The organism is Rathayibacter sp. KR2-224 (assembly GCF_049446075.1).
GTDB lineage: Bacteria > Actinomycetota > Actinomycetes > Actinomycetales > Microbacteriaceae > Humibacter.
On sequence record NZ_JBMSEB010000002.1, the window covers coordinates 524,274 to 549,255 of the forward strand.

The window sequence follows — 24,982 nt, forward strand, 5'->3', positions numbered from 1 at the left end:
GAACGATCCTCAGCGCGGGAACGCGCGGTAGAAGATGGCCTGCACCGGCGTGGTCGTGGGCGCCGGGCCGTATTCGGCCGAAAGCCGTTCAGCCGTCTCGCCGACCAGCGCCGGCAGGTCGCCGGAGCGTCGGCGAACTTGATCGGAGACCGGGATGCCCAGGATGAGCCCGTCCGCGAAGTCCTGCCATGAGGCGACAGGAGCTTCGTGTGGCAGCACGTCGATGCTGATGCGACCGAAACCGGATGCCTGCGCGAGGTCGCGTAGTGGCCCGACATCGCTCATCCCGAACGGAACACGATAGAAGGGTGGCCGGTTGTCGGGGAACGTCTCAGCCAGCAGGCCGTCGGTGATCGCAGCGAACGGGTTCTTGGCATGGCTGTCCCAGACGCTGAAGACGAAGATGCCGCCGGGTGCGAGCACGCGCCGAGCTTCGCGGAACCCGGCCTCCAGGTCGGGGAAGAACATGACGCCGAACTGACAGACCACGGCGTCGAAGCTTGCATCGTCGAAGGGCAGCGTCTGGGCATCCGCAACCTGGATGCGTGCCTCCGGCAGCTGTGTGCGGGCGAGCTGCAGCATCCCGTCGTTCAGATCGGTGATCGTCAGCTCGGCGTCCGGATTGTGCACGGCGATAGCGACCGAGGAGATGCCGGTGCCGGCAGCCGTTTCGAGGATGCGTCGCGGCCGGCCGAGGGCGACCATGCGGCCGAGCACGTCGGCGTAGTAGGCGAACAACACCGGGCCGAGTCCCGAGTCGTAGTGCTCGGGAATCGAACCGGCGAAGCGGGTGGCATCGTCGTCCACGATCAAAGGCTACGCCGGGGGTGGCCGAATTGGACGACCGAGCAGCAGCATTGGTCCCGAAACGGCGCGGTCGCCTGTCAACCCCTGCCAACGCTGCAACCGATCGATTTACCGTCCCGAAGTCGCCGCGTCGGGGAGGTCGTGTCTTGGTCGATGTCGAGATTGGCGTGCGGGCGGAGCCACGAGAAACGGCTTCGGTCCGCCACAAGGGCAACGTTCTGGTGCGCTGGATCACGTCCACCGACCACAAGACGATCGGGTACCTCTACCTGATCACCTCGTTCGGCTACTTCTGCTTGGGCGGCGTGCTGGCCCTGGTGATCCGGGCACAGTTGTTCGCCCCCGGCCTGGCCGTGGTTCCAACGAGGGAGCAGTACAACCAGCTGTTCACCATGCACGGCACCATCATGTTGCTGCTCTTCGCGACACCCTTGTTCGCGGGGTTCACGAACGTGCTCATGCCGCTGCAGATCGGCGCACCCGACGTGGCATTCCCGCGCCTGAATGCGCTGGCGTACTGGACATACTTCTTCGGAGCAGCGATCGTCATGGGCGGATATCTGACGCCGCAAGGTGCTGCCGATTTCGGATGGTTCGCCTACCAGCCCTTGGCGTCGTCGACGTATTCCCCCGGTCTCGGTGGCAACCTCTGGTTCTTCGGATTGGCCCTCTCGGGCTTCGGAACGATCCTCGGCGCTGTGAACTTCATCACCACGATCATCACGATGCGTGCGCCCGGAATGACGATGTTCCGTATGCCGATCTTCACCTGGAACGCACTTGTCACCTCGATCCTGGTCCTGATGGCGTTCCCGGTGCTGGCGGCCGCGCTTTTCGGGGCGGCTGCAGACCGCATCCTGGATGCCCACATCTTCGATGCCAGCACGGGCGGCGCGATTCTGTGGCAGCACTTGTTCTGGTTCTTCGGGCATCCCGAGGTGTACATCATCGCGTTGCCGTTCTTCGGCATCGTCACCGAGGTGTTCCCGGTCTTCAGCCGAAAACCCGTTTTCGGCTACAAGAGCCTGGTGTACGCCACCCTCGCCATCGCCGCGCTCTCCGTGACCGTGTGGGCGCACCACATGTATGTGACCGGGATGGTGTTGTTGCCGTTCTTCTCGTTGATGACGATGCTGATCGCGGTACCGACCGGAGTGAAGATCTTCAACTGGATCGGCACCATGTGGCGCGGCGCCCTCACATTCGAGTCGCCGATGCTGTGGGCCATCGGCTTTCTGATCACGTTCACCTTCGGCGGGCTGACCGGTGTCATCCTGGCCTCCCCTCCGCTGGACTTCCATGTCTCCGACTCGTACTTCGTGGTGGCGCACTTCCACTACGTGGTGTTCGGAACGGTCGTGTTCGCCATGTTCTCCGGCTTCTACTTCTGGTGGCCGAAGTGGACGGGCAAGATGCTCAACGACCGGCTGGGCAAGTGGCATTTCTGGTTGTTGTTCATCGGCTTCCACACCACCTTCCTGATCCAGCACTGGCTGGGAGTGATCGGCATGCCACGCCGGTACTACACATACCTTCCTCAGGACGGCTTCACCTGGTTGAACCAGGTGTCCACCATCGGCTCTTGGATTCTGGCGATCTCGATGATCCCGTTCTTCCTCAACGTGTACATCACGGCGCGCTCAGCCGCGAAGGTCACCGTGAACGACCCGTGGGGCTACGGCAGGTCGCTGGAGTGGGCGACAAGCTGCCCGCCGCCGCGGCACAACTTCACGTCCATCCCGCGCATCCGCAGCGAGTCGCCTGCCTTCGACCTCAACCACCCCGAGGTCGGCATCCCGATCGCAGTAGGGCCCGGCAAGGATACCGGCGACGCGCTACCAGCCGAGTCCGGCAGAGAGAAGGCGAAGTGACATGAAAGCCACTGCGACCATCTTCTGGGTCCTCGCCGGGTACTTCTTCATCATCGGCAACGTCTACTCCGGCTGGGGTCTGCTTCGCCAGGGCTCCATCGACTGGGCAGGCGGAACCCCCCTCGGTCTGTGCTCTCTGCTTTGCGCGATGATCGCGTACTTCATCCACCGCAGCCGGCGTAGTCAGAACGGGGAGTTGCCCCAAGACCGCCCGCAGGCAACGATCGATGACGATGACCCCGAAATGGGCCATTTCAGCCCGTGGAGTTGGTGGCCCTTCACCCTTGGGGCGGCCTGCTTCCTGCTCTTCCTCGGCTTCGCCGTAGGAGGCTGGCTCAGCCTTATCGGTGCACCGCTGGCGATCATCAGCCTGATCGGGTGGGTATACGAGTACTACCGCGGCTTCTTCGCGCGATAGATAGCGGGGTGCCGACGGCAGAGAGGCCGCGGGAAAGGCTGCGGGGGCCGGATCCGTCCGACTCGCTACAGCACTTGGGGGGAAGCACTGCGGGCAGACGGATCCGGCGCGAACCGCATCGATCGAGCTGATGCTCTTGGGCGGAACGCTTTCGGGTCGCGCTCACCCATCTCGGGTTGTCGCGTAACCGCAACTCCTCAACAATGCCAACCCTGTCGACAGTGGGAACGCGAGAAATCCTCAGGACTTGCTCAAGTTTCCCCTTCCGGGACCCCCAGAACGAGGCAGGCGGCCCCGGTCCACCGCTTCGGGAGCCGGCGAGGCCGGCGGTCGCCAGCGCCGAGTTCGCGTGTCCGCCGCCCGCACATGTGGGAGAAATCAGCCCGCGCCTGCGTCAACCCGTAGGAGCGCAGCTGCGATCGGAGTACAGCGGAAGGGATCGAACACGTTCTAGTCGCCCGTCGCCGCGGGCGAAGGAGGGATCCCAACAAATATGAGCCTTTCGTCGCGCATCGTCGTCGTCACCGGAGCGAGCGGGGGTATCGGCCGTGCATCGGCCATCGAGTTCGGCCGCCGCGGCTACACCGTCGCTCTCCTGGCTCGCGGGGAAGCCGGACTGGCAGGGGCTGCCGGTCAGGTGCGATCAGTCGGCGGCCGGGCCATGACCATTGACGTGGACGTATCGGATGCCGACGCTGTGTACGCCGCCGCAGACAGGGTCGAGCGGGAACTGGGACCCATCGATGTATGGGTGAACGATGCTTTCACCTCCGTTTTCGCGCCCTTTCACGAAATACAGCCCGAGGAGTACAAACGCGTCACAGAGGTCGCCTACCTCGGTTTCGTGTACGGGACGATGGCCGCGCTGAAGCACATGCGCCCACGCGATCGGGGAACCATCGTGCAGGTGGGCTCAGCACTCGCCTATCGCGGCATCCCCTTGCAGAGCGCGTACTGCGGAGCAAAGCACGCTATTCAAGGCTTCAACGAGTCGCTGCGCTGCGAGCTGCTGCATGAGCACAGCAACATTCACAACACGATGGTTCAGATGCCCGCGGTGAACACTCCCCAGTTCTCATGGGTGCTCTCCCGGCTACCCCACCAGGCGCAGCCCGTTCCACCCATCTACCAGCCCGAGGTCGCAGGACGGGCCGTCGTGTTCGCCGCGGAGCATCCAAGCCGACGGGAATACTGGGTGGGCGGCAGCACCGCGATCACCCTCATCGGGAACAAGTTCGCCCCGGGCTTGGGCGACCGTTACCTGGCCAGGACCGGATACAAGTCTCAGCAGACACCTCAGACGCACGACTCGAAGCAGCCCGTGAACTTGTGGGAACCGGCCGACTCCGAGAAGGACTTCGGTACTCACGGGGTTTTCGACGACCAGTCCAGGTCGCGCAGCATGCAAATGTGGGCGTCCCACCATCACGCCACCAGTTTGGCGGCTCTCGGCGCACTCGCCGTCACTGTTGCGGCCGCCTGCACCGCCGTGCTCCGCAAGGCCGTCAAATGAGGCTCGAGATCGCACGGGCAGCGCTCGGGGCCGGTGAGTTGGTCGCACCGTCCCTCGTCGGGCGCCTCCTGCTGTGGAGAAAGCCCGATACGACGGAAACCGTTGTGGCACGTGTGCTCGGCGCCCGACATCTCGTGCAGGCCGGATTGACGCGCCGTGCAGGCTCCGGTCTTCACGTGCTCGGTGCCGACGTGGACCTGCTACACGCTGCCAGCATGCTGCTTCTGGGGGCACTCGACCGTAAACATCGGCGGGCAGCGTTCACCACCGCGGCCGTCGCCTTCATCTTCTGCTTCTGCGAGTACTGCATGAAGACTCGCGACTGAAGACCGGGCCTCGGCAAGCGTCCGGCAACACGCACGGCGCGAATGCGGCAAAGAGCGGCGACGCGTCGATGGGGTCGGTTCACCGAGCGAGAAGCCCCCAGAAGGCGTCCACTGCCTTGGCCGCCACCTCACCCAGCGACGCGGGGTCTCCGTCGGCATCCAACACCCACGTGTCGATGGTCGAGAGGGATGCCACCGTCCACGCCGACAGGAGGTCGGCGGGGAGGTCGGAGCGGATGACGCCAAGGTCGCGGCCGGTGGCTAGCGCTGCGGTGATCCAACCGATGACTGCAGAACGAACAGTGGAGATCGCGCTCCCCGGTGGCGCATCCGCCGAGTTGTGGAACATCCGACCCAGATTCATCAGCTCGGGCTGAGCAGCAGCCAGGCGCTGGAACCGCACGAGCAGAGCCGACAGCTCGGGGCGGAACGATGCCGCCGTCAACGCGCGGAGATCGGGCACCGCGATCTCGCTCAGGATCAGCTGCGCCATGGTCGTCGTCACCCAGTCGTGCAAAGCCGCCTTGTCCGCAAAGCGGTGGTAGAAGGATCCTTTGCCCATTCCGGCGCGGCTCAGGATGTCATTGAGTGACGCGCCGTCCAGCCCCTCGGTTGCGAATGCGTCGCCCGCGACCGTGAGGAGCGCCTTGGACTTGAGCGGCTCGAGGGGGCGCGCTGGACGGGACACGACATTGATCATACGCTATTCCTGTACCAGACGGTACAGGAATGGAGGACGCATGAGCGAGACCATCGCCGTCGCGGGCGCGACCGGATACGTCGGCAGGTATGTCACGAGCGCTCTCGACTCGCGCGGCTACCGAGTGCGTGCCTTGGTGCGTTCACGCGAACGCGCCGAAGCCCCTGGCCCGTTCGGTGCTCCGGCCTTGCGCGGGCGCGTGGCCGAGTGGCACATCGTTGACTACGGGGACCAGGCATCCGTCGGCGGCGCCTGCGAAGGCGTCGATCGCGTCGTGTCGGCACTCGGCGTGACCAGACAAAACGCGAGCCCCTGGGATATCGACTTCTTGGGGAATCTGGGAGTGCTCGAGGATGCCGAGCGACACGGCGTGACCTCTTTCGCCTACGTCAATGTGCTGCATTCAGGCACAGGGACGTCGCTGACCATGCGATCGAAGCATGCGTTCACGCAGGTGCTGCGCCGCAGCACGGTCGCCGCGCAGATCTTCAACCCCTCTGGCTACTTCTCCGACGTCTCCGACTTTCTGATCATGGCCAAACACGGCCTCGGGTTCACGCTGGGCGCCGGCACCTCGAAGGTGAACCCGGTGCATGGCGCAGACCTGGCCGAATTCATCGTCGACCACATCATCGGGCCGGCTGGCTGCTGGAACGTCGGCGGTCCGGACGTCTTCAGCTACCGAGAGCTTGAAGAGCTGGCCTTCCGCATCGCGCGGCGCCGACCTCGCATCCTTCGCGTGCCCTCGACTGCCGCGCGCGGGTTCCAGTGGGCAGCGGACCGCGGATCGCCGCGTCTCGGCAACCTCACACGCTTCTTCCTCGAGTCCCTCGCTCTCGACGCCGTCGGTGAGCCGATCGGGCGGCACCACCTCGAGCCGTATCTGCGGGGTCTTGCGTGAGGGGAGACCGCGTCGTGAATCGCTCCGCTATCCCGGACGGTTGCTGGTGCTACACGTCCCCGACGGTCAGCCGCCCGGACGCGACGGCAGCCGCGAACTCGGCGTAGTCGCGCTCGTTCTGATCGGCGTACGCGACCGCGAAGTCGGCCATCGCCCGATCGATGCCGTCGCTGCGGCCCAGGTAGGCGGCGATCGCGACGCGGTCACCCGACCGTGCGTGGGCTCGGGCGAGGGTCTCGCCGCAGATGCGGGCGTAGAGACGAGCGCCGGACGGAACCATCACCTCCGGATCCGCGCCGCCCTTCCAGTCGTGCAACTGCCGAAGGTAGAAGTCGCGCTGCTGCCCGTCGGGGGCATCCACCCGCTGCCAGCCGAGGAAGATGTCGCTTGCCGCCTGCATCAGCTGCTGGCCGCGCACCACACGTTCGCCATGGTTGTGAAACTCGCTCGGCGGCAGGAACCGTTCGAGCACGGATGCCTCCGCCTGCTTCGCTTGCAGCATGAGCGGGTCCGATTCGTCCCGCCCGGTGAGCAGTACGATCCAGGCGCGCGTTCCCACGCTGCCCACGCCGACCACCTTCCTGGCCATGTGCGCGTAGGAGAACTCCAGCGCCGGATGGTTCGGAATGCCCAGCGTCGACCGGTACGAGGCGAGGAGGCGTCGCATCCACTCCTCGGCCTGGGCGCGGTCGCGTGCGACCGGTTCCAGCTCCTCCACCGGAACGATGAGCGGGGGATCCGACTTGATGCGAAGCTCGCCGTCGACCACCTCGACAAGCTTCTGCAGATCGCGGGTGCTGTCCTTGGTCTGTGCCTTGGTGATTCCCGCCTTGACCCGCTCGACCTGCTTGCGGACGATTCGTTTGGCGCTGCGCTCTTCGTGCACATAGGCCATGACCTTCTTGACGTCCAGCCGGTCGTACCACGACTCAAGCACCCGAGCAGCGGATGCTCGGAGCATCTGTTCTCGGTATCCCCGCGAGGCGGCGAGCGCGATGTCACGTCGCTCGGCGTCGTCGAACCCGCGGTCCCGTCCTGCCACCTCGAAACTCGTGACCAAGCGTTTGAGGTCCCATTCCCAGGGGCCGGGAAGCGTCTCGTCGAAATCGTTGATGTCGAAGATCATCTGGCGTTCGGGCGTGCCGAAGACGCCGAAGTTCGACAGGTGCGCGTCGCCGCAGATCTGCGTGGTGACGCCAGACACCGGTGTACGGGCAAGGTCCGCTGCCATGAGCAGCGCGGCTCCGCGGTAGAAGGTGAAGGGCGACACAAGCATTCGCGCGTGCCGGATCGGCACCAGCTCCGGCACGCGGGTGGTCGCCTGCTCCTCGAGCAACGTGACCGGATCGACGCGGTCGGGCGGCGCGCTCCATGTCGCGTGAGATGACCGCGGCGCTCGGCTCCTGGCATCCCTGCCCTGTGCGGCGCGGGCGGCGAAGTCGGTACGTGGCGGATGCCTCGTCGTGCCGGCAATCGCGTCGACGGAGTCGCTGTGTCGTGTTGGCATTCCATGGCCTCCGTTCGCGGAGCGAGGGCTTGCCGCCATTCGGTAAGAACCCGGGCCACTGGCGGCCGACGGGAAGAACCTCGGCCTCATGGCACATTCCACACCCGTGTGGCGCTCGCGGCCAGCATGCGGAGATGATCACGGCCGGGGCTTTTGCGGGATTCCCCAGCTGGGTACCCGCGACGGTGGGAGGAGGACGGTGCGCTCCGATGCGAGTTGTTTTGAGTCATTCAAGATGAGGTAACTTGCCGAGGGTGACAATCGAATACGCACCGGGTCAGCCAGGCCTCGCCGAGGAGGCGATGCGGCGAGCGGGGCTGAAGGTCACTAAGTCTCGCCGGGCCGTCTACGAAGCGCTACGGGACGCGCCTCACGCATCGGCCGACCGCATCTTCGATCGCGTGCGACAGGCCCTTCCCTCCTCGAGCCTGCAGTCGGTCTACAACGCCCTCGAGGCTTTCACGGCTAGCGATCTCGTTCGCCGAATCGAGCCGGCTGGACGACCCCGACTCTTCGAACTGCGGGTCGGCGACAATCACCACCACATCGTGTGCTCGTCGTGTGGCGCCGTGCGCGATGTGAACTGCGCCGTAGGGCAGGCACCGTGCCTCGCGCCGGCAGACACCTGCGGCTACGAGATCGAATCGGCCGAGATCACCTTCTGGGGGCTCTGCTCCGACTGCTCCGGACGACCACACGCATCGATCGAACGTTTCAAGCCCACTGAACCCATCGCAGAAGGAGAAACATGACCGAGAACGAGCCGACCACCGCTGGCATTGGTGAAGACGTAACGGAGACGAACCAGAACGTCACGGTCACAGACACCGACGAGCAGCGCGCCGAGGAAGCGGCCACTTGCCCGGTGACGCACGCGCAGCCGCATCCGGCAACCGGATCTGCGAACAACGTGTGGTGGCCCAACCAGCTGAATCTCAAAGTGCTGGCGAAGAACTCCTCGGCTCGTGATCCGCTCGACCCTGACTTCGACTACAAAGCCGCATTCGAATCGCTCGATCTCGCGGCTGTGAAGCAGGACATCGGAAAGGTCCTCACCACCTCGCAGGACTGGTGGCCCGCCGACTTCGGCAACTACGGACCGCTCATTATCCGCATGGCTTGGCACAGCGCGGGCACCTATCGCGTCACGGATGGTCGCGGCGGCGGCGGGGCGGGTCAGCAACGATTCGCACCGTTGAACAGTTGGCCCGACAACGTCAACCTCGACAAGGCGCGTCGCTTGCTATGGCCCGTGAAGAAGAAGTACGGCCAGAAAATCTCCTGGGCCGACCTGTTGATTCTCGCCGGCAATGTCGCACTCGAGAGCATGGGCTTCTCGACCTTCGGCTACGCCGGCGGTCGGCCAGACGTGTGGGAGGCGGACGACGACGTCTACTGGGGACCTGAGACAACGTGGTTGGGCGACGAACGATATTCGGGCGACCGCGAACTACAGAAGCCGCTCGCTGCCGTCCAGATGGGACTCATCTACGTCAATCCGGAGGGGCCGAATGGCGACCCGGATCCGCTCGCAGCAGCTCGTGACATTCGCGAGACGTTCGGCCGCATGGCAATGAACGACGAGGAGACGGTCGCCCTCATCGCCGGCGGCCACACCTTCGGCAAGACTCACGGGGCTGCGCCCGACTCCAATCTCGAGGACAACCCGGAAGCTGCTGGCATGGAAATGCAGGGCATGGGCTGGAAGAACAACTACGGAACCGGCAAGGGAGACGACACGATCACGTCGGGGCTCGAGGTGACCTGGACCTACCATCCGACTCGATGGGACAACGAGTTCTTCCACATTCTGTTCGGCTACGAGTGGGAGCTCATGAAGAGCGAGGCCGGGGCTAACCAGTGGCGCCCGAAGAACGGGGCGGGCGCGGACATGGTGCCGCTCGCCCATTCGGCGGGGCGCCGCGAACCGCGCATGCTGACCACCGACCTGGCGCTGCGCTTCGACCCCGAATATGAGAAGGTATCCCGCCGCTTCCACGACGACCCCGTCGCCTTCGGCGATGCATTCGCCCGTGCCTGGTTCAAACTGACCCACCGCGACATGGGCCCGGTCGCCCGTTACCTCGGACCGGAAGTCCCCGCCGAGGAACTCATCTGGCAAGACCCCGTTCCTGCTGTCGAGCACGAACTCATCGACTCGGCTGACGCCGCTGATCTCAAGCAGCAGATCCTTGACTCGGGGCTATCTGTCACCGAGCTGGTCGAGACCACGTGGGCGGCGGCATCCACGTTCCGCGGCAGCGACAAGCGCGGAGGGGTGAACGGAGCGCGCATCCGACTCGAGCCGCAGAAGGACTGGGAGGTCAACAAGCCGGCTCAGCTGCAGAAGGTGCTCCGCGTGCTCGAGGGCATCAAGTCGTCGTTCGATGCGGGTCATGCCGACGGAAAGAGCGTCTCTCTGGCCGACCTCATCGTGCTCGGAGGAAACGCCGCGGTGGAAAAGGCGGCCGCGGATGCCGGCGTCGACGTGGAAGTGGCCTTCCACCCTGGCCGTACCGATGCGACGCAGGATCAGACGGAGATCGCATCATTCGCCTACCTCGAGCCGGCGGCCGACGGCTTCCGCAACTACCAGGGCGCGCTCGCCACCATGCCTGCCGAGTATCACCTCATCGACAAGGCGAACTTGCTCACGCTGACCGCGCCGGAGATGACCGTGCTCATCGGCGGCCTGCGGGCACTGGATGCGAACTGGGATGACTCCGAATACGGCGTCTTGACCGACCGTCCAGGCGTGCTGACGAACGACGTGTTCGTCAACCTGCTCGACCTGGGCACGACGTGGCGCCCGCTCGATTCGGGCTCGAATGCCTTCATCGGCACGAAGGACGGCTCGGGCGTACCCGTGGGAGTCGGAACGCGCGTCGACCTGCTGTTCGGCTCGAACTCGGAGTTGCGCGCGCTGGCCGAGGTGTACGCCTCGGATGACGCACAAGAGAAGTTCGTGCGCGACTTCGTCGCCGCGTGGGGCAAGGTCACCGAACTCGATCGGTACGACCTGGTCTGATCAGAGGTTCGTCCGGCGCGATGGCGGCCGACCCTGCTGGGACCGGCCGCCATCGCCGTAGATCCTGGCGCGGTAGCTCGGACCTTGATCGCGATGAGGCTACCGGAGGGGTGTGTGGCCCCGGAACGGAGCGACGCGGAGGCGATCAGCTGTTCACATGAGTGTGAATGCGTGCCCCCGCCTCGTTGAAGATGCTGATCACGTGCGTCGGGCGACCGCCCGCCGCCGCCATCGCGTGCGGAGTCCGCGTGTCGAACTCGGCCGCCTCGCCTCGGACCAGAACGAGGTCCTGACCTCCGAGGAGAAGGCGGAGCCGTCCCTGCAGCACGTAGAGCCACTCGTACCCGTCGTGCACCCGCGGAGCCGGCATGGCGCCCGCGGCGGGGTACGTGATCTTGAACGTGGCGATCGGCGAATCCTCTGGCGCCAGGGGTGCGATCACGAGCCCATCGCGCCGGATGACCGGCCGCCGCACGCGGGGATCCACCGGGTCGGCGCTCAACAGATCATCGATCCGCAAGCCCAGCCGACGGGTCAGCGGGAGCAACAGTTCCAGGCTCGCCTGCCGCTTGCCCGACTCCAATCGCGACAGGGTGCTGACGGACATGCCCGCGCTCCCGGCCAGATCCTCGAGGGTGAGCCCCTGCGCCCGCCGCGCCGCGCGCAGCTTCGCTCCGACCAACGCCAGCTCTTCGCGCACCGGATTCTCCTTGCTGTTATCGCAAAATAGTTTGCATCTTCATGGAGCCGGCGTCCACCCTAGAGACATGCGCGATCAGAACTGGGACGTCATCATCGCCGGCGGAGGCCCCGCCGGCCTCTCTGCAGCGCTGCTGCTCGGCCGGTCCCGCCGACGCGTGCTTGTGATCGACGCGGGTAGCCCCCGCAATCGCTTCGCCGATCAGATGCACGGCGTGCTCGGCAACGAGGGAACGCCGCCGCAAGACCTCCTCGCTCGGGGCCGCGCAGAGGTGGCCGAGTATGGCGTCGAATTCTGCGACGGCACCATCGAACAGGTCGAGAGGATGGCCGACGGGCTTTCGGTCACCACCGGCGACGGCCTGGCGCGCAGTACTCGCGCACTGGTTGTCGCCACCGGGCTGACGGACGACTTACCCGCGATCCCCGGGCTCGCGGAGCGCTGGGGAACGTCCGTGCTGCATTGCCCCTACTGTCACGGTTGGGAGGTGCGCGATCGACGCCTCGGCGTACTGACGACGTCCCCGCTCGGCCTGCATCAGGCCGAGCTCGTGCGTCAGTGGAGTGAGAACCTCACCGTCTTCACCGCTGGCCTGGGACCGGTCGCCCGCGACACTGAGCAGCGCCTTCGGTCTCGTGGCATCGAGCTCGTGTCCGAGCCGGTGACCGAGATCCTCGGCGAGGATCGGAGCGTCACCGCGGTCCGCCTCGAGAGCGGGCGGGAGGTGCCCCTCGATGCCATCTTCACGGGAGGCATCCCACGCCCGCACGACGGCTTCCTCACCTCGCTCGGCCTGAAGCGCAACGAAACCCCTGTCGGTTCCTTCCTCGACGTGGATTTCGCAGGCAGAACGAGTGATGAACGCATTTGGGCGATCGGCAATGTCGTGAATCCAGGAGCCAACGTGGCGATGTCGATCGGTGCGGGCGCCATGACCGGCGGAGCCGTGAACGGCGCACTCGTCTCATGGGATTTCGACGCCTGACTACTGCTCGTGATCAATTGCGGCGTCCCGCGGGGCGCCCGACCTGGCCTCACTCGCTGAGGCGTTCGATCAGCTGCGGCTTGGTAAGGCGGGAGACGTTACGGAGGCCGCGGGTTCGGGCGACATCGCGCAGCGCCTGCACCGTGAGCTGGTCGAGCGCCGGATCGTGCGTGCCAGACGTCGTGGCGGAGCCCACGAACTCGGCCGCCGTATCAGTGACGTTCGGGAGCGGAAGAGACGCCTCAGGATGCCCACCCGCCTCTTGCGGTTCGGCGTGCGGCGCCGCATCCGTCGCTGCCGGCTTCTTGATCTTCGACAGCTGCTCGTCGAGAGCATCCACTCGCTTCTTCGACTTCTTGCTGTCGAGCTTCTTCGCGGCCTTCCGAGCCTGCTTGACGGCCTCCTCCGCCTGGTCATAGGCCTTCGCCGCAGCCTTCTCGAGCTTCTCCTGCTTCCCCATTTCCGATCGGCCTCCTCAGTGACTGTGCCGCGGACCACGCCCGCTCTGTGCACGGTGCCACAGGCCAAGCCTCGCGGCAAGGAGGGTTGACAGCCTTAGGCGACCGCTACTTCGTATGTACTTCGAAGAGGCGAGTCGGTCGGATCCTGCTGCGAGCCTTTCTGCCCGGTCAGGCAGACAGCCGGGCGACCTGCTCGGCGGTCAGCTCGAGTTCGGCGGCTCGGGCCGAATCGCGAATGCTCTCGGGACGGGATGCACCGGGGATCGGGATGACGACCGGCGCGAGCGCCAGCTCCCAAGCCAGCGTGACCTGATAAACGCTCGCCCCTACCTCGGCGGCGACCTGCTGCAAGGCGCTGTGCTTCCCCGCGAGCTCCTTGGCGTTCGCAATGCCGCCCAAAGGGCTCCACGGCAGGAACGCGATACCGAGCTCGGCGCAGTGCTCGAGTTCACCCTGACTGGAACGGAACGCGGGCGAGAACTGATTCTGCACCGACACCAGGCGCCCGCCGAGCACCTCGCGCGCCTCGTCGATCTGGGACACATCGGCATTCGAGATACCGGCCATCAGAATGACGCCGTCGTCTAGAAGGTCGCGGAGCGCGCCCACCGAGTCGGCGTATGCAACGTTCGGGTCGGGACGATGGAACTGGTACAAGCCGATCGCCTCGACACCCAAACGTCGCGCGGACTCCTTTGCGGCACGTTTGAGGTATTCGGGATCCCCGTTGCGGGTCCACGAGCCATCTCCCGGACGAAGGTGGCCGCCCTTGGTCGCGACGAGAACGTCGTCGGTCCCGCTGCCGTATTCGCGCAGGGCGCGCGCAATCAGCTCCTCGTTGTGCCCGACCTCACCGGCGTCCCGGTGGTACGCGTCTGCGGTGTCGATCAGGGTGACTCCCGAGTCCAGCGCAGCGTGGATCGTGGCAATGGATCGGTCCGCGTCGGGACGACCCTCGATCGACATGGGCATGCCCCCGAGGCCGATTGCAGATACTGACCGATCGCCGATGGTGCGCTGCTGCATAACTGTGTTCCTTCGTGCTCGTCGTGAAGCCGTTCGGCATCCCCGTCCAACCTAGGAACGCAGGCACCTAGAAGTCCAACAGAAGGTTGTTCTGCGATTGAGAAACAGAGGCGATGAGTGAGCAACCGCGATACGAAGAGCGCACTGGCGGGGGCCGGGGATCGACGGTTTGCGAGCGAGCAGTCTGATCGATCGCAGCACCGTGTTAGCTCTGATGACGGCGCAACATCGGTTTGAGAGCAATAGTGAGCAGTCCCAGCACGAGGAGGCCGGCCGCAGCAAGGAGATTCGGTGCGGTGTCGCTGCCGCTCTCGGCCAGAACAGCGCTCGAACTTGCCCCGCCCGACGTGCTGACCGAGCCGACCGGCGCAGTGCTGGCGGGTACCTGGACCAGCACCTTGGCCGAGGCCGTGTCACAGATAGAGGCGGTCGCTGCACGGCAGATCTGGTAGGTGAGGGTGTAGCTCCCCGCGGCCGTCCCGGCCGGAATGACGATGGCGCCGTCTGCTCCGATGCTGGCTCCAGTTACTCCGCCATCATTGACGAGCGTGGCAGTGACGTCGGCGGGTGCGAAAGCGGCGCCGTTGTTCGTGTCGTTGCTGAACACGGTCGCCGTGGCACCACCCGTAGTGGGAACAGCGGCCGTCGTGAAGTCGTCCGCAACCGCGTTCAGGAATGGGTCTGCTGCGGGATCCAGACTCACCGCCCGCCGATTGGATTGCTGTGATCAGGCGATCGGCGCTCATCGACGTCTTCCGCAGCTCTGCCGCGATCCTCGCCTTTGTGTTGTTCCTGCTCGCGGCTCTTCTCAGCTGACAACCCCGCCATGTTCGACAGCGCCGACCTTGCCCGCGCTGTCACCGAAGACCCCGGCGACATCGAAGGGCTTTGAATAGCTACGGGACTGACCTCTTCCCCAGATCCGCGGCGTCCGACCACGAATCGGCGCAGAGCCTCGAGGTGATCTTCGCCCCGAACGCCCCGCAGAGCCTGCTCCACGTGTTCGCCTCGTTCCTGCCGCCGAGCGAACCAGAGCCGGGAATACCAACTTCGAGCGCGACGGGTTCACTCATTCCGCGTTCCGCTGTGCCGTAACACACGACACCGCCGACCGCCGTACCAACTCCGTCGGCCACTATATTGCCCAGGAGTGCCTCACGTCCTTCAACGTTAGAGCTGACAACAACTGTCACGGGCGCGTCTCCAGAATCTTCGACCGTGTTATGCGGCCGACTCCCCAGTGAGAACGTTGGCCTCGGCGAACCGCCTTGCCGCTTTCGATTCGTACCCCAACTGGCCACGAGTGATGACGACGAGCACGATTGCTGTGCCACCGAATCCGATCAACACGGGGAGCAACCCGTAGTCATTGAAGATCGGGGCGGGGAAGAGGCCTGACACGCGATTCGCGAAGGTGTTAAACGAGGCGTGCATCAGCATCATGATGAGCAGGCTGCCGCCCACGTGATTGAAGACCCAGACCATGATGATGGTGAGCGCGGTGGTCATTCCGACGAACATGATCATGTTCGCCAGCGTGGGAGGTGTCCATACTCCGCTGAAGAATAAGGGAAAGTGCCAGAACGACCAGAGCATGCCAAGGAATACGGCACCAAGCAACGGGCCGCTCTTGCGTTGCATACGGGGAAGCGCGAAGCCGCGCCAGCCCGGTTCTTCACCGAACGGGCCGCCGAGAAAGAAGGTTGTCGCGAACGCCAGCGGGTACCCGACGACGAATGGCGCGATCTCCGGTTGGAATGAGGCGATGGCTCCGGGTACGACGATTGTACCGAGCAGGATGATGATGGGGATTCCGACGAGTACGAACAGGTACCACTGAATGCCAGCGCGCCACTGAACGTATCTGCGTAACAGCCGAACGACGCCGTTGCGCCCATCCACCAGGGCGGTCATGATGAACGCGGCAGCCGTCGGGGCGAAGGTAGCCAATATGATGCCGAACGCCAGATCGCGTTTCGACAGTGCCAACGCTAAAACACCCGATGCCGAGAGATCCATTGGTATCTCGATCAGCCATGCAATGGCGTAGGCGAGAACGAAGAAGCAGACCAATGGATGTCGCCTGACGAACCCGCGAAAGACGTCAGGCCGCTCCGGACCAGTGGTCTCTGCACTCATCGCGGTTCCCCTCTTTTTGCAACCCCTAAGTGGTAGCCACAGCTTGGCGCTTCCCAATCGTCAGCGTCCAGTAATTTGTTTCTCACCGCGATCAATTCATCGCTGGCAAAGGTTCCACAGCGATGCCGAGCGATCATCGAATAGTTGGAAAGCGAGCAACGCGTTCCCCATCGGTGACACGGAATACACATGTCAGCCCATAAGCCTTAAACCCTTATCCGCGGCTTGGTGAATGCGGGGTCGGTCTCCACGTATTGCGTTGCCAAATCTGCCGGGTCCTGCCCTTCGCGAAGGGGAAGCACGGGGTAGAGGAGGCTGTAGGGTCCTTTGGCTGTACTTCTCCGGGCGCGGCAGCAGATCCCAGTTGCCTCCGAGCAGACCTTCCTGTGCAGCGTCCACGCGCACAAGCGTCCGCCACGATTCCGCCACCTCGTGCCGGTGACGGCGTCCATCCAGTTCGTCGGGACTGTTCGACTGGACGTTGAGGAACATGCTTCCTCGGGCCACCAGCAGCACTCCGCTACCGCCATCTTGGAGCGTCACGCGACTCGGCCCGCACCGAGACGTGTTTCGGCAGATCGGTGACGCGGTCGACCGCGCGCAGTTGGTGTTCGGCGCGTGGAACCACCTACAGGGCGAACTGTGGGCCTTTGTGGGTTTGGTCCAGATTGGACAACCAGAAAAGGCCTCTGACCAGCATATTTACTATGCGGAGACGGAGGGATTTGAACTCTCGATCCAGCCTGATTGCCCGCCGTGACAGCCCTGAAAACCTCGGAATCTAGGGGATCTGTGACGCTCCTCGATCAGGCGGATCGTGTCGGTTCTGATTCGGATGCGGCCAAAACGCGGCCACGGCGCGCCACCCATCGCAGTCAATCAAGTCCTCGGTGATGTCCGTGACCCACAGCTGGTTCGGTCTCTGGGCGGTGAAGTCCCGTTTCGCGAGGTCGTCGTGCACCGGCGGGCCCGCTTTCCGGTAGCAACACTTCCGGGTGCTGATCGTGGACTGGATGCCCGCGAGATGGCACAGCCGCCACACCCGCCACTCCGACACGTCGTAGCCGGCATGGCGAGATCATCGGTAAGGACCCCGTACCCGCCCTCGGGATCGTCCTCGTGCAATTCCCGCAACACCCGGACCAGGTGCGCCTGCTCGGCCTCACGCGCGCTGACGGGCTGTTTGAGCCACTCGTAATACGCCCGCTCGGAGAACCTGAGCACCCGGCACGCCACCACGACCGGTACCCTGACAGAGGCGCCGGCCGCAACCATCTCACGGACGAGCGGGTAAATCATTTTAGGGCACGATATGCGCCTGACAGAGATACGCCGCCGCCCGCCGCAGCACCTCATTCTCCATCTCGAGCTCCCTGATCCGCTTGAGCGCCGCCGTCCATCTCACGGCGCTCGTCCGGGTCCGCCGTGGGCGTCATCTCATGCGATCGGAACCGGTCATCGCGCACCCACACCTGCATCGCGGTCTTCGAGATGCCCAGGTCCTTGCACACCGAAGCGGACCCGTACATCGGGATGGCCGCGCTCTACTCCTGGTAGGGTGCGTCGTGGATGAAGGACGGAGTCTTCTTCGACCCGACTTTCTGCCACTCGTAGTAGCCTGAAGCCGGGGCTATCGCGCGATGCGTTCGCACGGGCTCGCGCCAGATCGGTTTCTGCGTGATGCCTTCGCTGCGGGCGTGATCCCGGCACCACCGGAGACGACGGATGGCATCTCACGGTCACCATCTTCACCTCAGATTCCATTCACACACGCGGACATCCACGACCGGGAACGGTCATCCTCCCGCCGCCGGAGATGTGGGCCTGGTGGCTTGACCCGAAGACGACCGCCGACCAGGCCATGATTGACGAAGCCGTCAGAGCCGGACTCGCGCAAGCGCAACAGCTCACGTTTCACGAAGTCGCCCCCGTTGACGGACGACGGAGGTTCCAACCTCATACTCCCCGTCTGAGGGACAACGCTTCGGCTCGCGCGGCCGGTACACGAACTCCGTCTAAAGGCGCCGTTACCCTGACGGCATGGCTTCCCCTGGCTCCGTGTTCGACTGGAGCACCTGCTCCCGTGACGACTTCGAACGGCTCGTCGAGGCGCTTCTCGTGCGCGAAGCAGAAGCGGAGCCAGGACTGTGCGCGCGAGCGATTGACGGGCGCGGCGGGGACGGCGGAATCGACGTGGACGTCCGGGTGAAGAAGACCGCCGAGCTCATCCGCATCTTCCAGCTGAAGCACTTCCCTGAAGGGTTTTCCGGAGGCCACCGGAAGAGCCGGTGGCCCCAGATAAAGAACTCGTTCAACGAGGCGATGAAGCTCAACCCGCGCACGTGGACACTCGTCATTCCCGGCAACGGAACCGTTCAGGAACGCAAGTCAGTCTCGGCGTTGAAAGGCACCCACAACGTCATCGTGCGCTTCATGGGCCGAGCGGAACTGGACGGCCTCCTGGCCAAACATCCTGACCTTCACGACATGTTCACCCGCGACGCCGCACGGTCCGCGCTCGCGATTGTCCGCCGTGAACAAGCCGTGCCCGCCACTGCGACGGACGTTGCAGCCGAAGTCCGCCGGGCCACAGCCCCTGGGGAGCGCCCTGAGCCCGTACTGGGGCGTCAACATCTCCGTCCAGGACGGGGTCGAAACGCATGCGCTGTACGCTAAACGCCCTGACGCCGCCGAGCGGGAGCCGCTCACGCTGACCACCGAACTGACCTTCGCTTCCGACGATGAAGCCCTCCGCCAAGCGTTCCTCGACAAACTCAACTACGGGACATCCGCGCGGGTCGTCCTTCCATCAAACGTCGTGCGCCGCTTCGCAATCAAGGGCGCACCGTGGATAGCCACGGAATCGACCGGCGGGGAGCTCGAGCTCATCGCCCCGCCCAGTGACCTCGCCGGCCACAACGTCTACATGACCACTCGCGACGCGGACGGGCAGGTCCTCGACGAGATTTCCGGAGTCGCCAGCCACGTCGGCAGCGGAACCAACGGCGTGAGCCTGGAGATGAGTTTCCCTGGAGGTCTCACCCAAGTGTGGCGGTTCTCCGGCACCCAAGACGAGATGACCTCGCAGGTGAACTTCAACATGGCCGGCCAGTCCGGCAGAAGCGCTGCACGCGCTCACCAGTTCGTTTCGACCTTCGACAACGCCTCAACGGTGGAGATTGAACTTGACGGCCGCACGATGAAGATGGTTCTCACGGACACCGCATTGCGATCGCCGGACGCCGGGGTCGCCAGTTTCGTAGACGACCTCGCTTTCATCGAACGCGAGCTCAACGTTGAGTTCGCGTTCCCCGACGGTGAAACGGGCGTCATCGACCGAATCTGGACTCGTGTGATTCGCCGAATACTGGAAGGGCGCGCCGTGCTCGTGCCGCTCGGAGTCACCGGGTACAGCGCGACCTTGACCGGTGAAGAATCCGATGGTCTCGAGGACATGCTCACCAAGGGCGGACAGGTCGTGGTAACTCACTTCGACTGGCGATTCACGCTCTTCGGAACCCGTCTCCGGCTCGGCGCGGTGTCCTACTATCACCCGAATCTGCAGGTGGCGGATGGCGCCGGCCATCTCGCAGCGATACGCGCTGGAGCCGGCGCCGGCCGGAAAACGCACTTCACCGCCGAGAACGACATGCCGTTCACGATTGTGTCCACGACCCGTCTCGACGGGGATGGTGTGAGCGTGGAACCGTGGGGAATTCCCGGTGTGCCCGAACATCCGACGCTCGCGGTTGTCCAAGCGCGAACGAAAACTATTCCGGTGCCACCGCGAGAGCTCGAACCCTAAGAGTGCGGCTCGACTCAGCGGCTGCTGACTTCGACGAGCCCGAAGGAGTCGCACACCGTCGACCCGGTCTCTTCGATTGACCGGCCAGGCTTCCGCGATTCGACTCCCAACGTGGCGCCGTGCATCGCGGCTTTCAGAGCCTCCATGTGGATGGCGCGTTCCCGGTCATCCCGCGGCCAGTCCGTGAGAACCGCGTGCACCGCATCGGCTCCCGCGAGCGTCTGCACGGGACGGCCGAGCTCGCGCCCTGTGGCCCGAGCGGCTTTCCGCCACTCCTCCATCGAAACGGTGACCTCGCCGAGCCGTTGGGAGACGCTGCCTGTTGCCGCGAGCTCGTCCCGTAACCACAAAATAAGCGCATCGCGTCGGCGGCCGTCACCGAACTGCAGCACCTCACCCATGGGACGAGCGTAGCGAGAGAAATCGGATTCTTTGCCGCCACCAGGGAGGAGGCGGCTGGCCCGGCACGAACAGTTGTTGGCGCAGTTATCGCTCAGTCGTTGCCGTACTCCGCCTCAATGTCGATGTCGTCGACGTCGCCGGGAGTTTCGAAGTCGTTTGGCAAGTCGCTTATGTCAATCAGTTCGAATCGGTTCAGGACCAACCGACAATTGCTGCAACTGAAGTATTCCGAGTTCACTGAAAGCGTGACGATGATGTCGTAACCGAAATCGTTGTCCCGGTTGGGATGAAAGACTCGCGATGGCTCCCACCTGGTGTCAATTACCTCGTCGCCTTCGATTACCCCGACCTCGCCGCAAGCCGGACACTCGGCCGCTGCGCTGTGCACCATGCTGGCCGTAAGCGGCCTGGGGTCGCTGAGTTCTCTTTCGACGTCGGCTGTCATCCGCCCAGACGCCCGTTGCAGGAGACGCTGTTTTGCCCGCTCAACCAACACACTGTATTGATGCTCGAGGCCACGGGCGTTCTTATCCAGGTAGTCCTCGACGGTCTGAAAACGCGGGTACCCGACGAACTGAGAGACGTCCTTGTCGAGTGCCGTCACGAGGATGACCGCTTGAGCCCAATATTTCTGCCACCAAATGTCTTCCGGCAGCGGGCCGAACCCGGACTCACCACCATGCAGGTACTCGTTGCGTCCGGCGGCAATGAGCTTCGCCTGGTCCTCACTGAACGGCTTGAACGCTTTCTGGCAGCGTTTCCAGAGCGTCTTAGCCATGACGGTTGAGAACCGGGCCTGTCCCGCTACGAGGCCGCTAGCGATGAGGATGTTGAGACCATCCTCTGTGGGCTCGGCTATCAGCAGCGGAGAATACTTCGCGAGCGCAGCCTTGGCGAGGAGCTCTAGAGAAGTGGCGGCCCAAAATGCTCGCTCATCGAAATCGCGTGCAGAGGAGTCATCCATTGCCCGGTCGATAAACAGCTTCGCCTTGGTCCATAAGGCTTCGTGGTCATACGGTGCGCTCATCGCCGGAATGCCTCCTTTCGCCGGAATGCGACGCGGCGAATCTCACGGTTTCCATCATTCTCGACGACGGCAGCTCTTGCATGCAGTACCGCACGGTTGTCGAACAGGAGGAGCGTGCCTGGCGTCTCCCACCTGTGTTCCACAGCGTCCGCTCTTGCTTCTTCGAAGAACTCCGCGGCTTCCCGCGCTCGCGAATCCGCCGGCGTCATGCACCCGGGGTCATAGCGGTAACCGGATTCCGTCCACGCCGAGGCGTAGAATCTTCCGCGGCCGCCGTCGACTGTGAAGACACCCTCATGGACTGATTCGGGGAGACTCTCAGTTGGCCGCCACACCAGCGTGGGCGTGAGGTTCCGGGTCTCGGAGTACAGCGCGACGATGTCTGGCACATGACGCAAGTGCGCACCATCGGTGTGCAGCGGTTGCGCGCCCGTTCCGTATTTTGCGCTCAACGACCGTTTCGGCGCGTCATCGGCAGATGTCGGCCGCAGGACACTGACCTCGCTGCTGCCACGACGGACAGGTACGACCAACCAGCCGATGTCCGCGGTCTGAACCGTCAGACTCTCGAACGGCATCTGCACCGAGACCCATCCACGCGCTCGAACCTCATCGAGCAGGCCGGCGAGTTGCGGCGTAGGCGTCACTGCTCCTCCGCGGTGCGCAGCGGCGGCAGGGATTTCACGATGCGGACCGTTTCCACGCTGACGGTGACCGCACGTCGAACGAGGTTCAGGATGTAGTCCGGCTCGTCATGCTCGGTGGCCCAATCGTTCGGGTCGTTCACGATTCCTGACGCCTTGTCGACGGTCACCTGGTACTGGCGCATCACCCACTCGAGCGCGGAGCGTGGGCCGAGCATGTACTCGTACGCTTCGTTCGGGATGCCGCTCAGAGTGATGCCGATGTCCGCCTTCTGCAGCACGTGCGTCGGCGCGTAGAACTTGCACTGGATAGCGCACAGTTCACCAGTGGCGCGTTCCCGTGCGACGAGGTCGATGCCCGTGTCCACTTTCCCGTCACGGCCAGGCCAATCCGACCACAGCCACACAGCGTCGCACCGGTCCGCGTACACCGGGTCGGTGCGCAGGAACTGGGCAATCAGTCGCTCGAACAGGAACCCTTTCTCGCGGGTGTCCCGGGCCATCGACTCGTACTGGTCAAGCAGTTCGTGAATGGTCGTCATTGAATCTCCAGGCGGCAAGGGGCTGCTCAAACCCTATTGCGGCGCCGCGCATAACTCAGACATGGGGCGCTCGGCACGCTGGCCACGCGCCATCTGCTCGACCTCGGGCACGAGAATGTCTGGCACGTGGCGGGGCCCCAGACGTGGTTGGAGGCAGCGCGCGCCGAGGGCGGCGTACTGAACTCGCGGTCGCCGGCATCACCCCGCCCCCAGAGCTTCCCGGCGACTGGTCGGCGGCATCGGGCTACCGCAACGGCCTCATCCTTGCCAGGGTGCCCGATGCAACTGCGGTCTTCGTCGCCAGTGACGAAATGGCGTTCGGGGTCATTCGCGGGCTGGTCGAACACGGCAGGCGGGTGCCCGAGAATGTCTCGGTCACATCGGACGACATCCCACTGGCCGCGTACTGCTCTCCACCATTGACCACGATCGCCCAGCCGTTCCGCGACATCGGACGCATCGCCGTCGAACACCTGCTGCGCACGATATCCGACCCCGGGGCAGTCACGACGGACCAAGCGATCGAGCCAACCCTCGTGATTCGGGAGAGCACAGCGGCGCCGGGCGCATAGGAGCGAACTTTGGCCGAGGGCGTGGGATTCGAACCCCAGAGACACATGAAGCAGCGGCGCCGTGCCATACGAAACCTGCGGATTATCAACGTTTTTGAACCGCTCCCGATGACTTCGACGCTATTGATTTTCGTACGATTGCGGCAAAAATGCGGCCACGCCGAGCGCTCAGGAAGCCTCGGCAATCGTGCCTCACCTACGGGCCACACTCGCGCTGGCCGATGCTCCGTCATGCTGTCCCGCGTCAAGTAGTTGGCAGGGTTTTTTCGATTTCGAAGTTGGGGATGGTGGGATCGGCTCGGCCGGCGTGAACCTCGGCTGGCCGGTTCCAGGCGATCGCTTCGTGCGGGCGGATGTGGTTGTAGTCCTGCCGGTAGGCGTTGACGTGCTCGACAAGCTGGAGGGCGTCGCCGATCTCTTCACGGAACAGCCACTCGTACTTCATTGAACCGAAGCCGCGTTCTCGTGACCCGTTCTGCCCGGGAGTGCGCACTCGCGTGCGCACGTGCCGCAGCTCGGGGTGCGCGGTGATGAACGTCTCGAACGTGAAGGACCGGAACGGGCCACCGTTGTCGGTCACGATCGTCACGACCGGCTCGATCTCGCCGGTCTCGACGTTCACGGGCGCGTCGTCGATCAGTGGGTGGCCGAGTAGAAGCTCGTTCTCATCGAGCGCTTTCTGCACGGCCTCGACGGCGTCGTGCATGTTCGCCGTCGGAGACACGTGCGCGTCGAACTCGTACTTGGACCAGTAGTCCCGGCACGCGGCGATCCGCCACGTCCCGCCGGTGGTGGTCTCGTACTCGGAGAAGTCCAGCTGCCACACCTGGTTCGGGCCGGTCGGTTCCTTTGCGAACGCGGCCTTGCGCCGCTCGGCGAGCTTGCGTCGTTCCCGCTGATAGTGCGCCGGCAAAATCAGCCCCTCCTCACGCAGCAGTCGCAGCACGGTCGCCTGCGAGACCAGGTGCCCGTCATGGCGAGTCATCGCCCAGATCTTCCGATGCCCCCACGCCGGATGCGCGGACGCGTGAGAGATCACCACGTCACGCACCGCAACACGTGACGGCTGCGGCCACGGGCCCTTCAGCGGGCGGTCCTGCTTCGCTTTGGCTTGCCAGCGGCGATACGACCGTTCGGGCACGCCAATCAGCTTCACGAACCTCGCGGTCGGCATGCCCGCGTCCTGGCGGATCACCTCGAGGTCCTCGAAGGGCCCAATCTGCCCTCCGCGCTCTTCTTCCACACCCGGATCTCAACCGCAGCCTCACCCAACGCGGTCGTGAGCTCGGCGACCTCGTCCTCCAGCTGCTGCTCACGGGTCGAAGGCTTGGACTTGCCCGCCTCGATCCCCGCTTTGCCGCCCTCAAGGAACTGGCGCTTCCAGTTCCCGATCGCCTGCTCGGATACCTTCTCGTGGCGGGCCGCTTCAGCGATCGAGATCTCGCCCTGCAGCACAGACAACACGATGCGGATCTTCTTCCTGACGGCGCTCACTGAAATTCCCCACTTCTGCTCGCCGAAATTCCCCACCCTGGGTCGCTCCGTCGTATGGGGCGGGCCTCCCTTGATGCTGGTGGTCTCTGACCACACACCAGCCTTCGAGGGAGG

General features: G+C 64.4%; 26 protein-coding genes and 1 pseudogene. 11 read left to right on the top strand and 16 right to left on the bottom strand.

The features are described 5' to 3' along the window. Window positions 1-9: 9 nt before the first annotated feature. Window positions 10-807 carry a class I SAM-dependent methyltransferase gene (locus ACO2Q7_RS14840; RefSeq protein ID WP_423356475.1) on the bottom strand — a complete coding sequence of 266 codons (798 nt, stop codon included), beginning with the start codon at window positions 805-807 and terminating at the stop codon, window positions 10-12. Between the two features lie 146 nt (window positions 808-953). Here ACO2Q7_RS14840 and ctaD point away from each other — a divergent pair, with 146 nt between their 5' ends. The 4 genes from ctaD to ACO2Q7_RS14860 all read left to right on the top strand — a co-directional run bounded on the left by ctaD (window position 954) and on the right by ACO2Q7_RS14860 (window position 4,935). After that, window positions 954-2,678 (top strand): cytochrome c oxidase subunit I, encoded by a 1,725-nt coding sequence (gene ctaD / locus ACO2Q7_RS14845; RefSeq protein WP_423356476.1) that lies wholly within the window; start codon window positions 954-956, stop codon window positions 2,676-2,678. Between the two features lies 1 nt (window position 2,679). Continuing rightward, entirely contained in the window at window positions 2,680-3,096 is a 417-nt protein-coding gene (locus ACO2Q7_RS14850) for a cytochrome c oxidase subunit 4 (protein WP_423356477.1), read from the top strand. A 493-nt stretch (window positions 3,097-3,589) separates the two neighbouring features. Continuing rightward, window positions 3,590-4,609, top strand: coding sequence for an SDR family oxidoreductase (locus ACO2Q7_RS14855; protein WP_423356478.1), 1,020 nt, complete (start codon window positions 3,590-3,592; stop codon window positions 4,607-4,609). Continuing rightward, on the top strand, window positions 4,606-4,935 hold the full coding sequence (locus ACO2Q7_RS14860) for a hypothetical protein (RefSeq protein ID WP_423356479.1): 330 nt from the start codon (window positions 4,606-4,608) through the stop codon (window positions 4,933-4,935). The genes ACO2Q7_RS14855 and ACO2Q7_RS14860 overlap by 4 nt, the downstream gene beginning before the upstream one ends. Window positions 4,936-5,014: 79 nt before the next feature. Here the strand turns inward: ACO2Q7_RS14860 and ACO2Q7_RS14865 are convergent, their stop codons facing one another. Next, complete coding sequence (locus tag ACO2Q7_RS14865; protein ID WP_423356480.1) at window positions 5,015-5,623, bottom strand: TetR/AcrR family transcriptional regulator; 609 nt, start codon at window positions 5,621-5,623, stop codon at window positions 5,015-5,017. Between the two features lie 52 nt (window positions 5,624-5,675). Between ACO2Q7_RS14865 and ACO2Q7_RS14870 the strand changes: the two genes are divergently transcribed. After that, entirely contained in the window at window positions 5,676-6,536 is an 861-nt protein-coding gene (locus tag ACO2Q7_RS14870) for an SDR family oxidoreductase (RefSeq protein WP_423356481.1), read from the top strand. A 49-nt stretch (window positions 6,537-6,585) separates the two neighbouring features. On the opposite strand, the gene ACO2Q7_RS14875 is transcribed toward ACO2Q7_RS14870, so the two are convergent. Next, window positions 6,586-8,043 (bottom strand): DUF2252 domain-containing protein, encoded by a 1,458-nt coding sequence (locus ACO2Q7_RS14875; protein ID WP_423356482.1) that lies wholly within the window; start codon window positions 8,041-8,043, stop codon window positions 6,586-6,588. Window positions 8,044-8,345: 302 nt separating this feature from the next. On the opposite strand from ACO2Q7_RS14875, the gene ACO2Q7_RS14880 reads away from it, so the two are divergent. Both ACO2Q7_RS14880 and katG read left to right on the top strand, forming a co-directional pair. Further along, entirely contained in the window at window positions 8,346-8,795 is a 450-nt protein-coding gene (locus tag ACO2Q7_RS14880; RefSeq protein ID WP_423356515.1) for a Fur family transcriptional regulator, read from the top strand. Continuing rightward, the gene (gene katG / locus ACO2Q7_RS14885) at window positions 8,792-11,071 is read left to right on the top strand and encodes a catalase/peroxidase HPI (protein WP_423356483.1); all 2,280 of its coding nucleotides are present in this window, start codon (window positions 8,792-8,794) and stop codon (window positions 11,069-11,071) included. Before ACO2Q7_RS14880 ends, katG begins: the two co-directional genes overlap by 4 nt. Window positions 11,072-11,216: 145 nt before the next feature. Here katG and ACO2Q7_RS14890 read toward each other — a convergent pair whose 3' ends face one another. Then, window positions 11,217-11,771, bottom strand: a complete 555-nt coding sequence (locus ACO2Q7_RS14890) for a helix-turn-helix domain-containing protein (RefSeq protein WP_423356484.1) — start codon at window positions 11,769-11,771, stop codon at window positions 11,217-11,219. Between the two features lie 67 nt (window positions 11,772-11,838). Between ACO2Q7_RS14890 and ACO2Q7_RS14895 the strand changes: the two genes are divergently transcribed. Continuing rightward, the gene (locus tag ACO2Q7_RS14895) at window positions 11,839-12,756 is read left to right on the top strand and encodes an NAD(P)/FAD-dependent oxidoreductase (protein ID WP_423356485.1); all 918 of its coding nucleotides are present in this window, start codon (window positions 11,839-11,841) and stop codon (window positions 12,754-12,756) included. A gap of 49 nt (window positions 12,757-12,805) precedes the next feature. On the opposite strand, the gene ACO2Q7_RS14900 is transcribed toward ACO2Q7_RS14895, so the two are convergent. The 6 genes and pseudogenes from ACO2Q7_RS14900 to ACO2Q7_RS14925 all read right to left on the bottom strand — a co-directional run bounded on the left by ACO2Q7_RS14900 (window position 12,806) and on the right by ACO2Q7_RS14925 (window position 18,109). Further along, window positions 12,806-13,216 (bottom strand): Rho termination factor N-terminal domain-containing protein, encoded by a 411-nt coding sequence (locus tag ACO2Q7_RS14900; RefSeq protein WP_423356486.1) that lies wholly within the window; start codon window positions 13,214-13,216, stop codon window positions 12,806-12,808. Between the two features lie 169 nt (window positions 13,217-13,385). Beyond that, window positions 13,386-14,243 (bottom strand): aldo/keto reductase, encoded by an 858-nt coding sequence (locus tag ACO2Q7_RS14905; protein ID WP_423356487.1) that lies wholly within the window; start codon window positions 14,241-14,243, stop codon window positions 13,386-13,388. Between the two features lie 205 nt (window positions 14,244-14,448). Then, entirely contained in the window at window positions 14,449-14,946 is a 498-nt protein-coding gene (locus ACO2Q7_RS14910; RefSeq protein ID WP_423356488.1) for a hypothetical protein, read from the bottom strand. A 518-nt stretch (window positions 14,947-15,464) separates the two neighbouring features. Then, the gene (locus ACO2Q7_RS14915) at window positions 15,465-16,382 is read right to left on the bottom strand and encodes a CPBP family intramembrane glutamic endopeptidase (protein ID WP_423356489.1); all 918 of its coding nucleotides are present in this window, start codon (window positions 16,380-16,382) and stop codon (window positions 15,465-15,467) included. Between the two features lie 886 nt (window positions 16,383-17,268). Continuing rightward, a pseudogene (locus tag ACO2Q7_RS14920) lies at window positions 17,269-17,893 on the bottom strand (IS3 family transposase); the annotation flags it as partial. Window positions 17,894-17,926: 33 nt separating this feature from the next. Continuing rightward, window positions 17,927-18,109 (bottom strand): SOS response-associated peptidase family protein, encoded by a 183-nt coding sequence (locus ACO2Q7_RS14925; RefSeq protein ID WP_423356516.1) that lies wholly within the window; start codon window positions 18,107-18,109, stop codon window positions 17,927-17,929. A 313-nt stretch (window positions 18,110-18,422) separates the two neighbouring features. Here ACO2Q7_RS14925 and ACO2Q7_RS14930 point away from each other — a divergent pair, with 313 nt between their 5' ends. Together ACO2Q7_RS14930 and ACO2Q7_RS14935 are read left to right on the top strand one after the other, a co-directional pair. Beyond that, on the top strand, window positions 18,423-19,058 hold the full coding sequence (locus ACO2Q7_RS14930) for a hypothetical protein (RefSeq protein WP_423356490.1): 636 nt from the start codon (window positions 18,423-18,425) through the stop codon (window positions 19,056-19,058). Beyond that, window positions 18,949-20,187 (top strand): hypothetical protein, encoded by a 1,239-nt coding sequence (locus ACO2Q7_RS14935; protein WP_423356491.1) that lies wholly within the window; start codon window positions 18,949-18,951, stop codon window positions 20,185-20,187. Before ACO2Q7_RS14930 ends, ACO2Q7_RS14935 begins: the two co-directional genes overlap by 110 nt. Before the next feature lie 14 nt (window positions 20,188-20,201). Here the strand turns inward: ACO2Q7_RS14935 and ACO2Q7_RS14940 are convergent, their stop codons facing one another. From ACO2Q7_RS14940 to ACO2Q7_RS14955, 4 genes are all read right to left on the bottom strand, one after another. After that, window positions 20,202-20,588, bottom strand: coding sequence for a hypothetical protein (locus ACO2Q7_RS14940; RefSeq protein WP_423356492.1), 387 nt, complete (start codon window positions 20,586-20,588; stop codon window positions 20,202-20,204). Window positions 20,589-20,680: 92 nt separating this feature from the next. Further along, window positions 20,681-21,616 (bottom strand): hypothetical protein, encoded by a 936-nt coding sequence (locus tag ACO2Q7_RS14945; RefSeq protein ID WP_423356493.1) that lies wholly within the window; start codon window positions 21,614-21,616, stop codon window positions 20,681-20,683. Next, the gene (locus ACO2Q7_RS14950; RefSeq protein WP_423356494.1) at window positions 21,613-22,005 is read right to left on the bottom strand and encodes a TauD/TfdA family dioxygenase; all 393 of its coding nucleotides are present in this window, start codon (window positions 22,003-22,005) and stop codon (window positions 21,613-21,615) included. Before ACO2Q7_RS14950 ends, ACO2Q7_RS14945 begins: the two co-directional genes overlap by 4 nt. Window positions 22,006-22,259: 254 nt before the next feature. After that, window positions 22,260-22,802, bottom strand: coding sequence for a type ISP restriction/modification enzyme (locus tag ACO2Q7_RS14955; protein WP_423356495.1), 543 nt, complete (start codon window positions 22,800-22,802; stop codon window positions 22,260-22,262). Window positions 22,803-22,945: 143 nt separating this feature from the next. Here ACO2Q7_RS14955 and ACO2Q7_RS14960 point away from each other — a divergent pair, with 143 nt between their 5' ends. Beyond that, a complete protein-coding gene (locus ACO2Q7_RS14960) occupies window positions 22,946-23,374 on the top strand; it encodes a substrate-binding domain-containing protein (RefSeq protein WP_423356496.1) in 429 nt (142 codons plus the stop codon). A 244-nt stretch (window positions 23,375-23,618) separates the two neighbouring features. Here ACO2Q7_RS14960 and ACO2Q7_RS14965 read toward each other — a convergent pair whose 3' ends face one another. Both ACO2Q7_RS14965 and ACO2Q7_RS14970 read right to left on the bottom strand, forming a co-directional pair. Next, window positions 23,619-24,569 (bottom strand): transposase, encoded by a 951-nt coding sequence (locus ACO2Q7_RS14965; RefSeq protein WP_423356497.1) that lies wholly within the window; start codon window positions 24,567-24,569, stop codon window positions 23,619-23,621. Beyond that, on the bottom strand, window positions 24,566-24,982 hold a 417-nt coding region (locus ACO2Q7_RS14970; RefSeq protein ID WP_423356498.1), incomplete at its 5' end, for a transposase. The genes ACO2Q7_RS14970 and ACO2Q7_RS14965, both read right to left, overlap by 4 nt.

Excerpts from the sequence above, each read along its gene's own strand:
- ACO2Q7_RS14850 (WP_423356477.1), top strand. The coding sequence starts at position 2,680 with ATGAAAGCCACTGCGACCATCTTCTGGGTCCTCGCCGGGTACTTCTTC.
- ACO2Q7_RS14855 (WP_423356478.1), top strand. The coding sequence starts at position 3,590 with ATGAGCCTTTCGTCGCGCATCGTCGTCGTCACCGGAGCGAGCGGGGGT.
- ACO2Q7_RS14860 (WP_423356479.1), top strand. The coding sequence starts at position 4,606 with ATGAGGCTCGAGATCGCACGGGCAGCGCTCGGGGCCGGTGAGTTGGTC.
- ACO2Q7_RS14870 (WP_423356481.1), top strand. The coding sequence starts at position 5,676 with ATGAGCGAGACCATCGCCGTCGCGGGCGCGACCGGATACGTCGGCAGG.
- ACO2Q7_RS14875 (WP_423356482.1), bottom strand. The coding sequence starts at position 8,043 with ATGCCAACACGACACAGCGACTCCGTCGACGCGATTGCCGGCACGACG.
- ACO2Q7_RS14880 (WP_423356515.1), top strand. The coding sequence starts at position 8,346 with ATGCGGCGAGCGGGGCTGAAGGTCACTAAGTCTCGCCGGGCCGTCTAC.
- katG (WP_423356483.1), top strand. The coding sequence starts at position 8,792 with ATGACCGAGAACGAGCCGACCACCGCTGGCATTGGTGAAGACGTAACG.
- ACO2Q7_RS14895 (WP_423356485.1), top strand. The coding sequence starts at position 11,839 with ATGCGCGATCAGAACTGGGACGTCATCATCGCCGGCGGAGGCCCCGCC.
- ACO2Q7_RS14900 (WP_423356486.1), bottom strand. The coding sequence starts at position 13,216 with ATGGGGAAGCAGGAGAAGCTCGAGAAGGCTGCGGCGAAGGCCTATGAC.
- ACO2Q7_RS14905 (WP_423356487.1), bottom strand. The coding sequence starts at position 14,243 with ATGCAGCAGCGCACCATCGGCGATCGGTCAGTATCTGCAATCGGCCTC.
- ACO2Q7_RS14915 (WP_423356489.1), bottom strand. The coding sequence starts at position 16,382 with ATGAGTGCAGAGACCACTGGTCCGGAGCGGCCTGACGTCTTTCGCGGG.
- ACO2Q7_RS14930 (WP_423356490.1), top strand. The coding sequence starts at position 18,423 with ATGGCTTCCCCTGGCTCCGTGTTCGACTGGAGCACCTGCTCCCGTGAC.
- ACO2Q7_RS14940 (WP_423356492.1), bottom strand. The coding sequence starts at position 20,588 with ATGGGTGAGGTGCTGCAGTTCGGTGACGGCCGCCGACGCGATGCGCTT.
- ACO2Q7_RS14945 (WP_423356493.1), bottom strand. The coding sequence starts at position 21,616 with ATGAGCGCACCGTATGACCACGAAGCCTTATGGACCAAGGCGAAGCTG.
- ACO2Q7_RS14955 (WP_423356495.1), bottom strand. The coding sequence starts at position 22,802 with ATGACGACCATTCACGAACTGCTTGACCAGTACGAGTCGATGGCCCGG.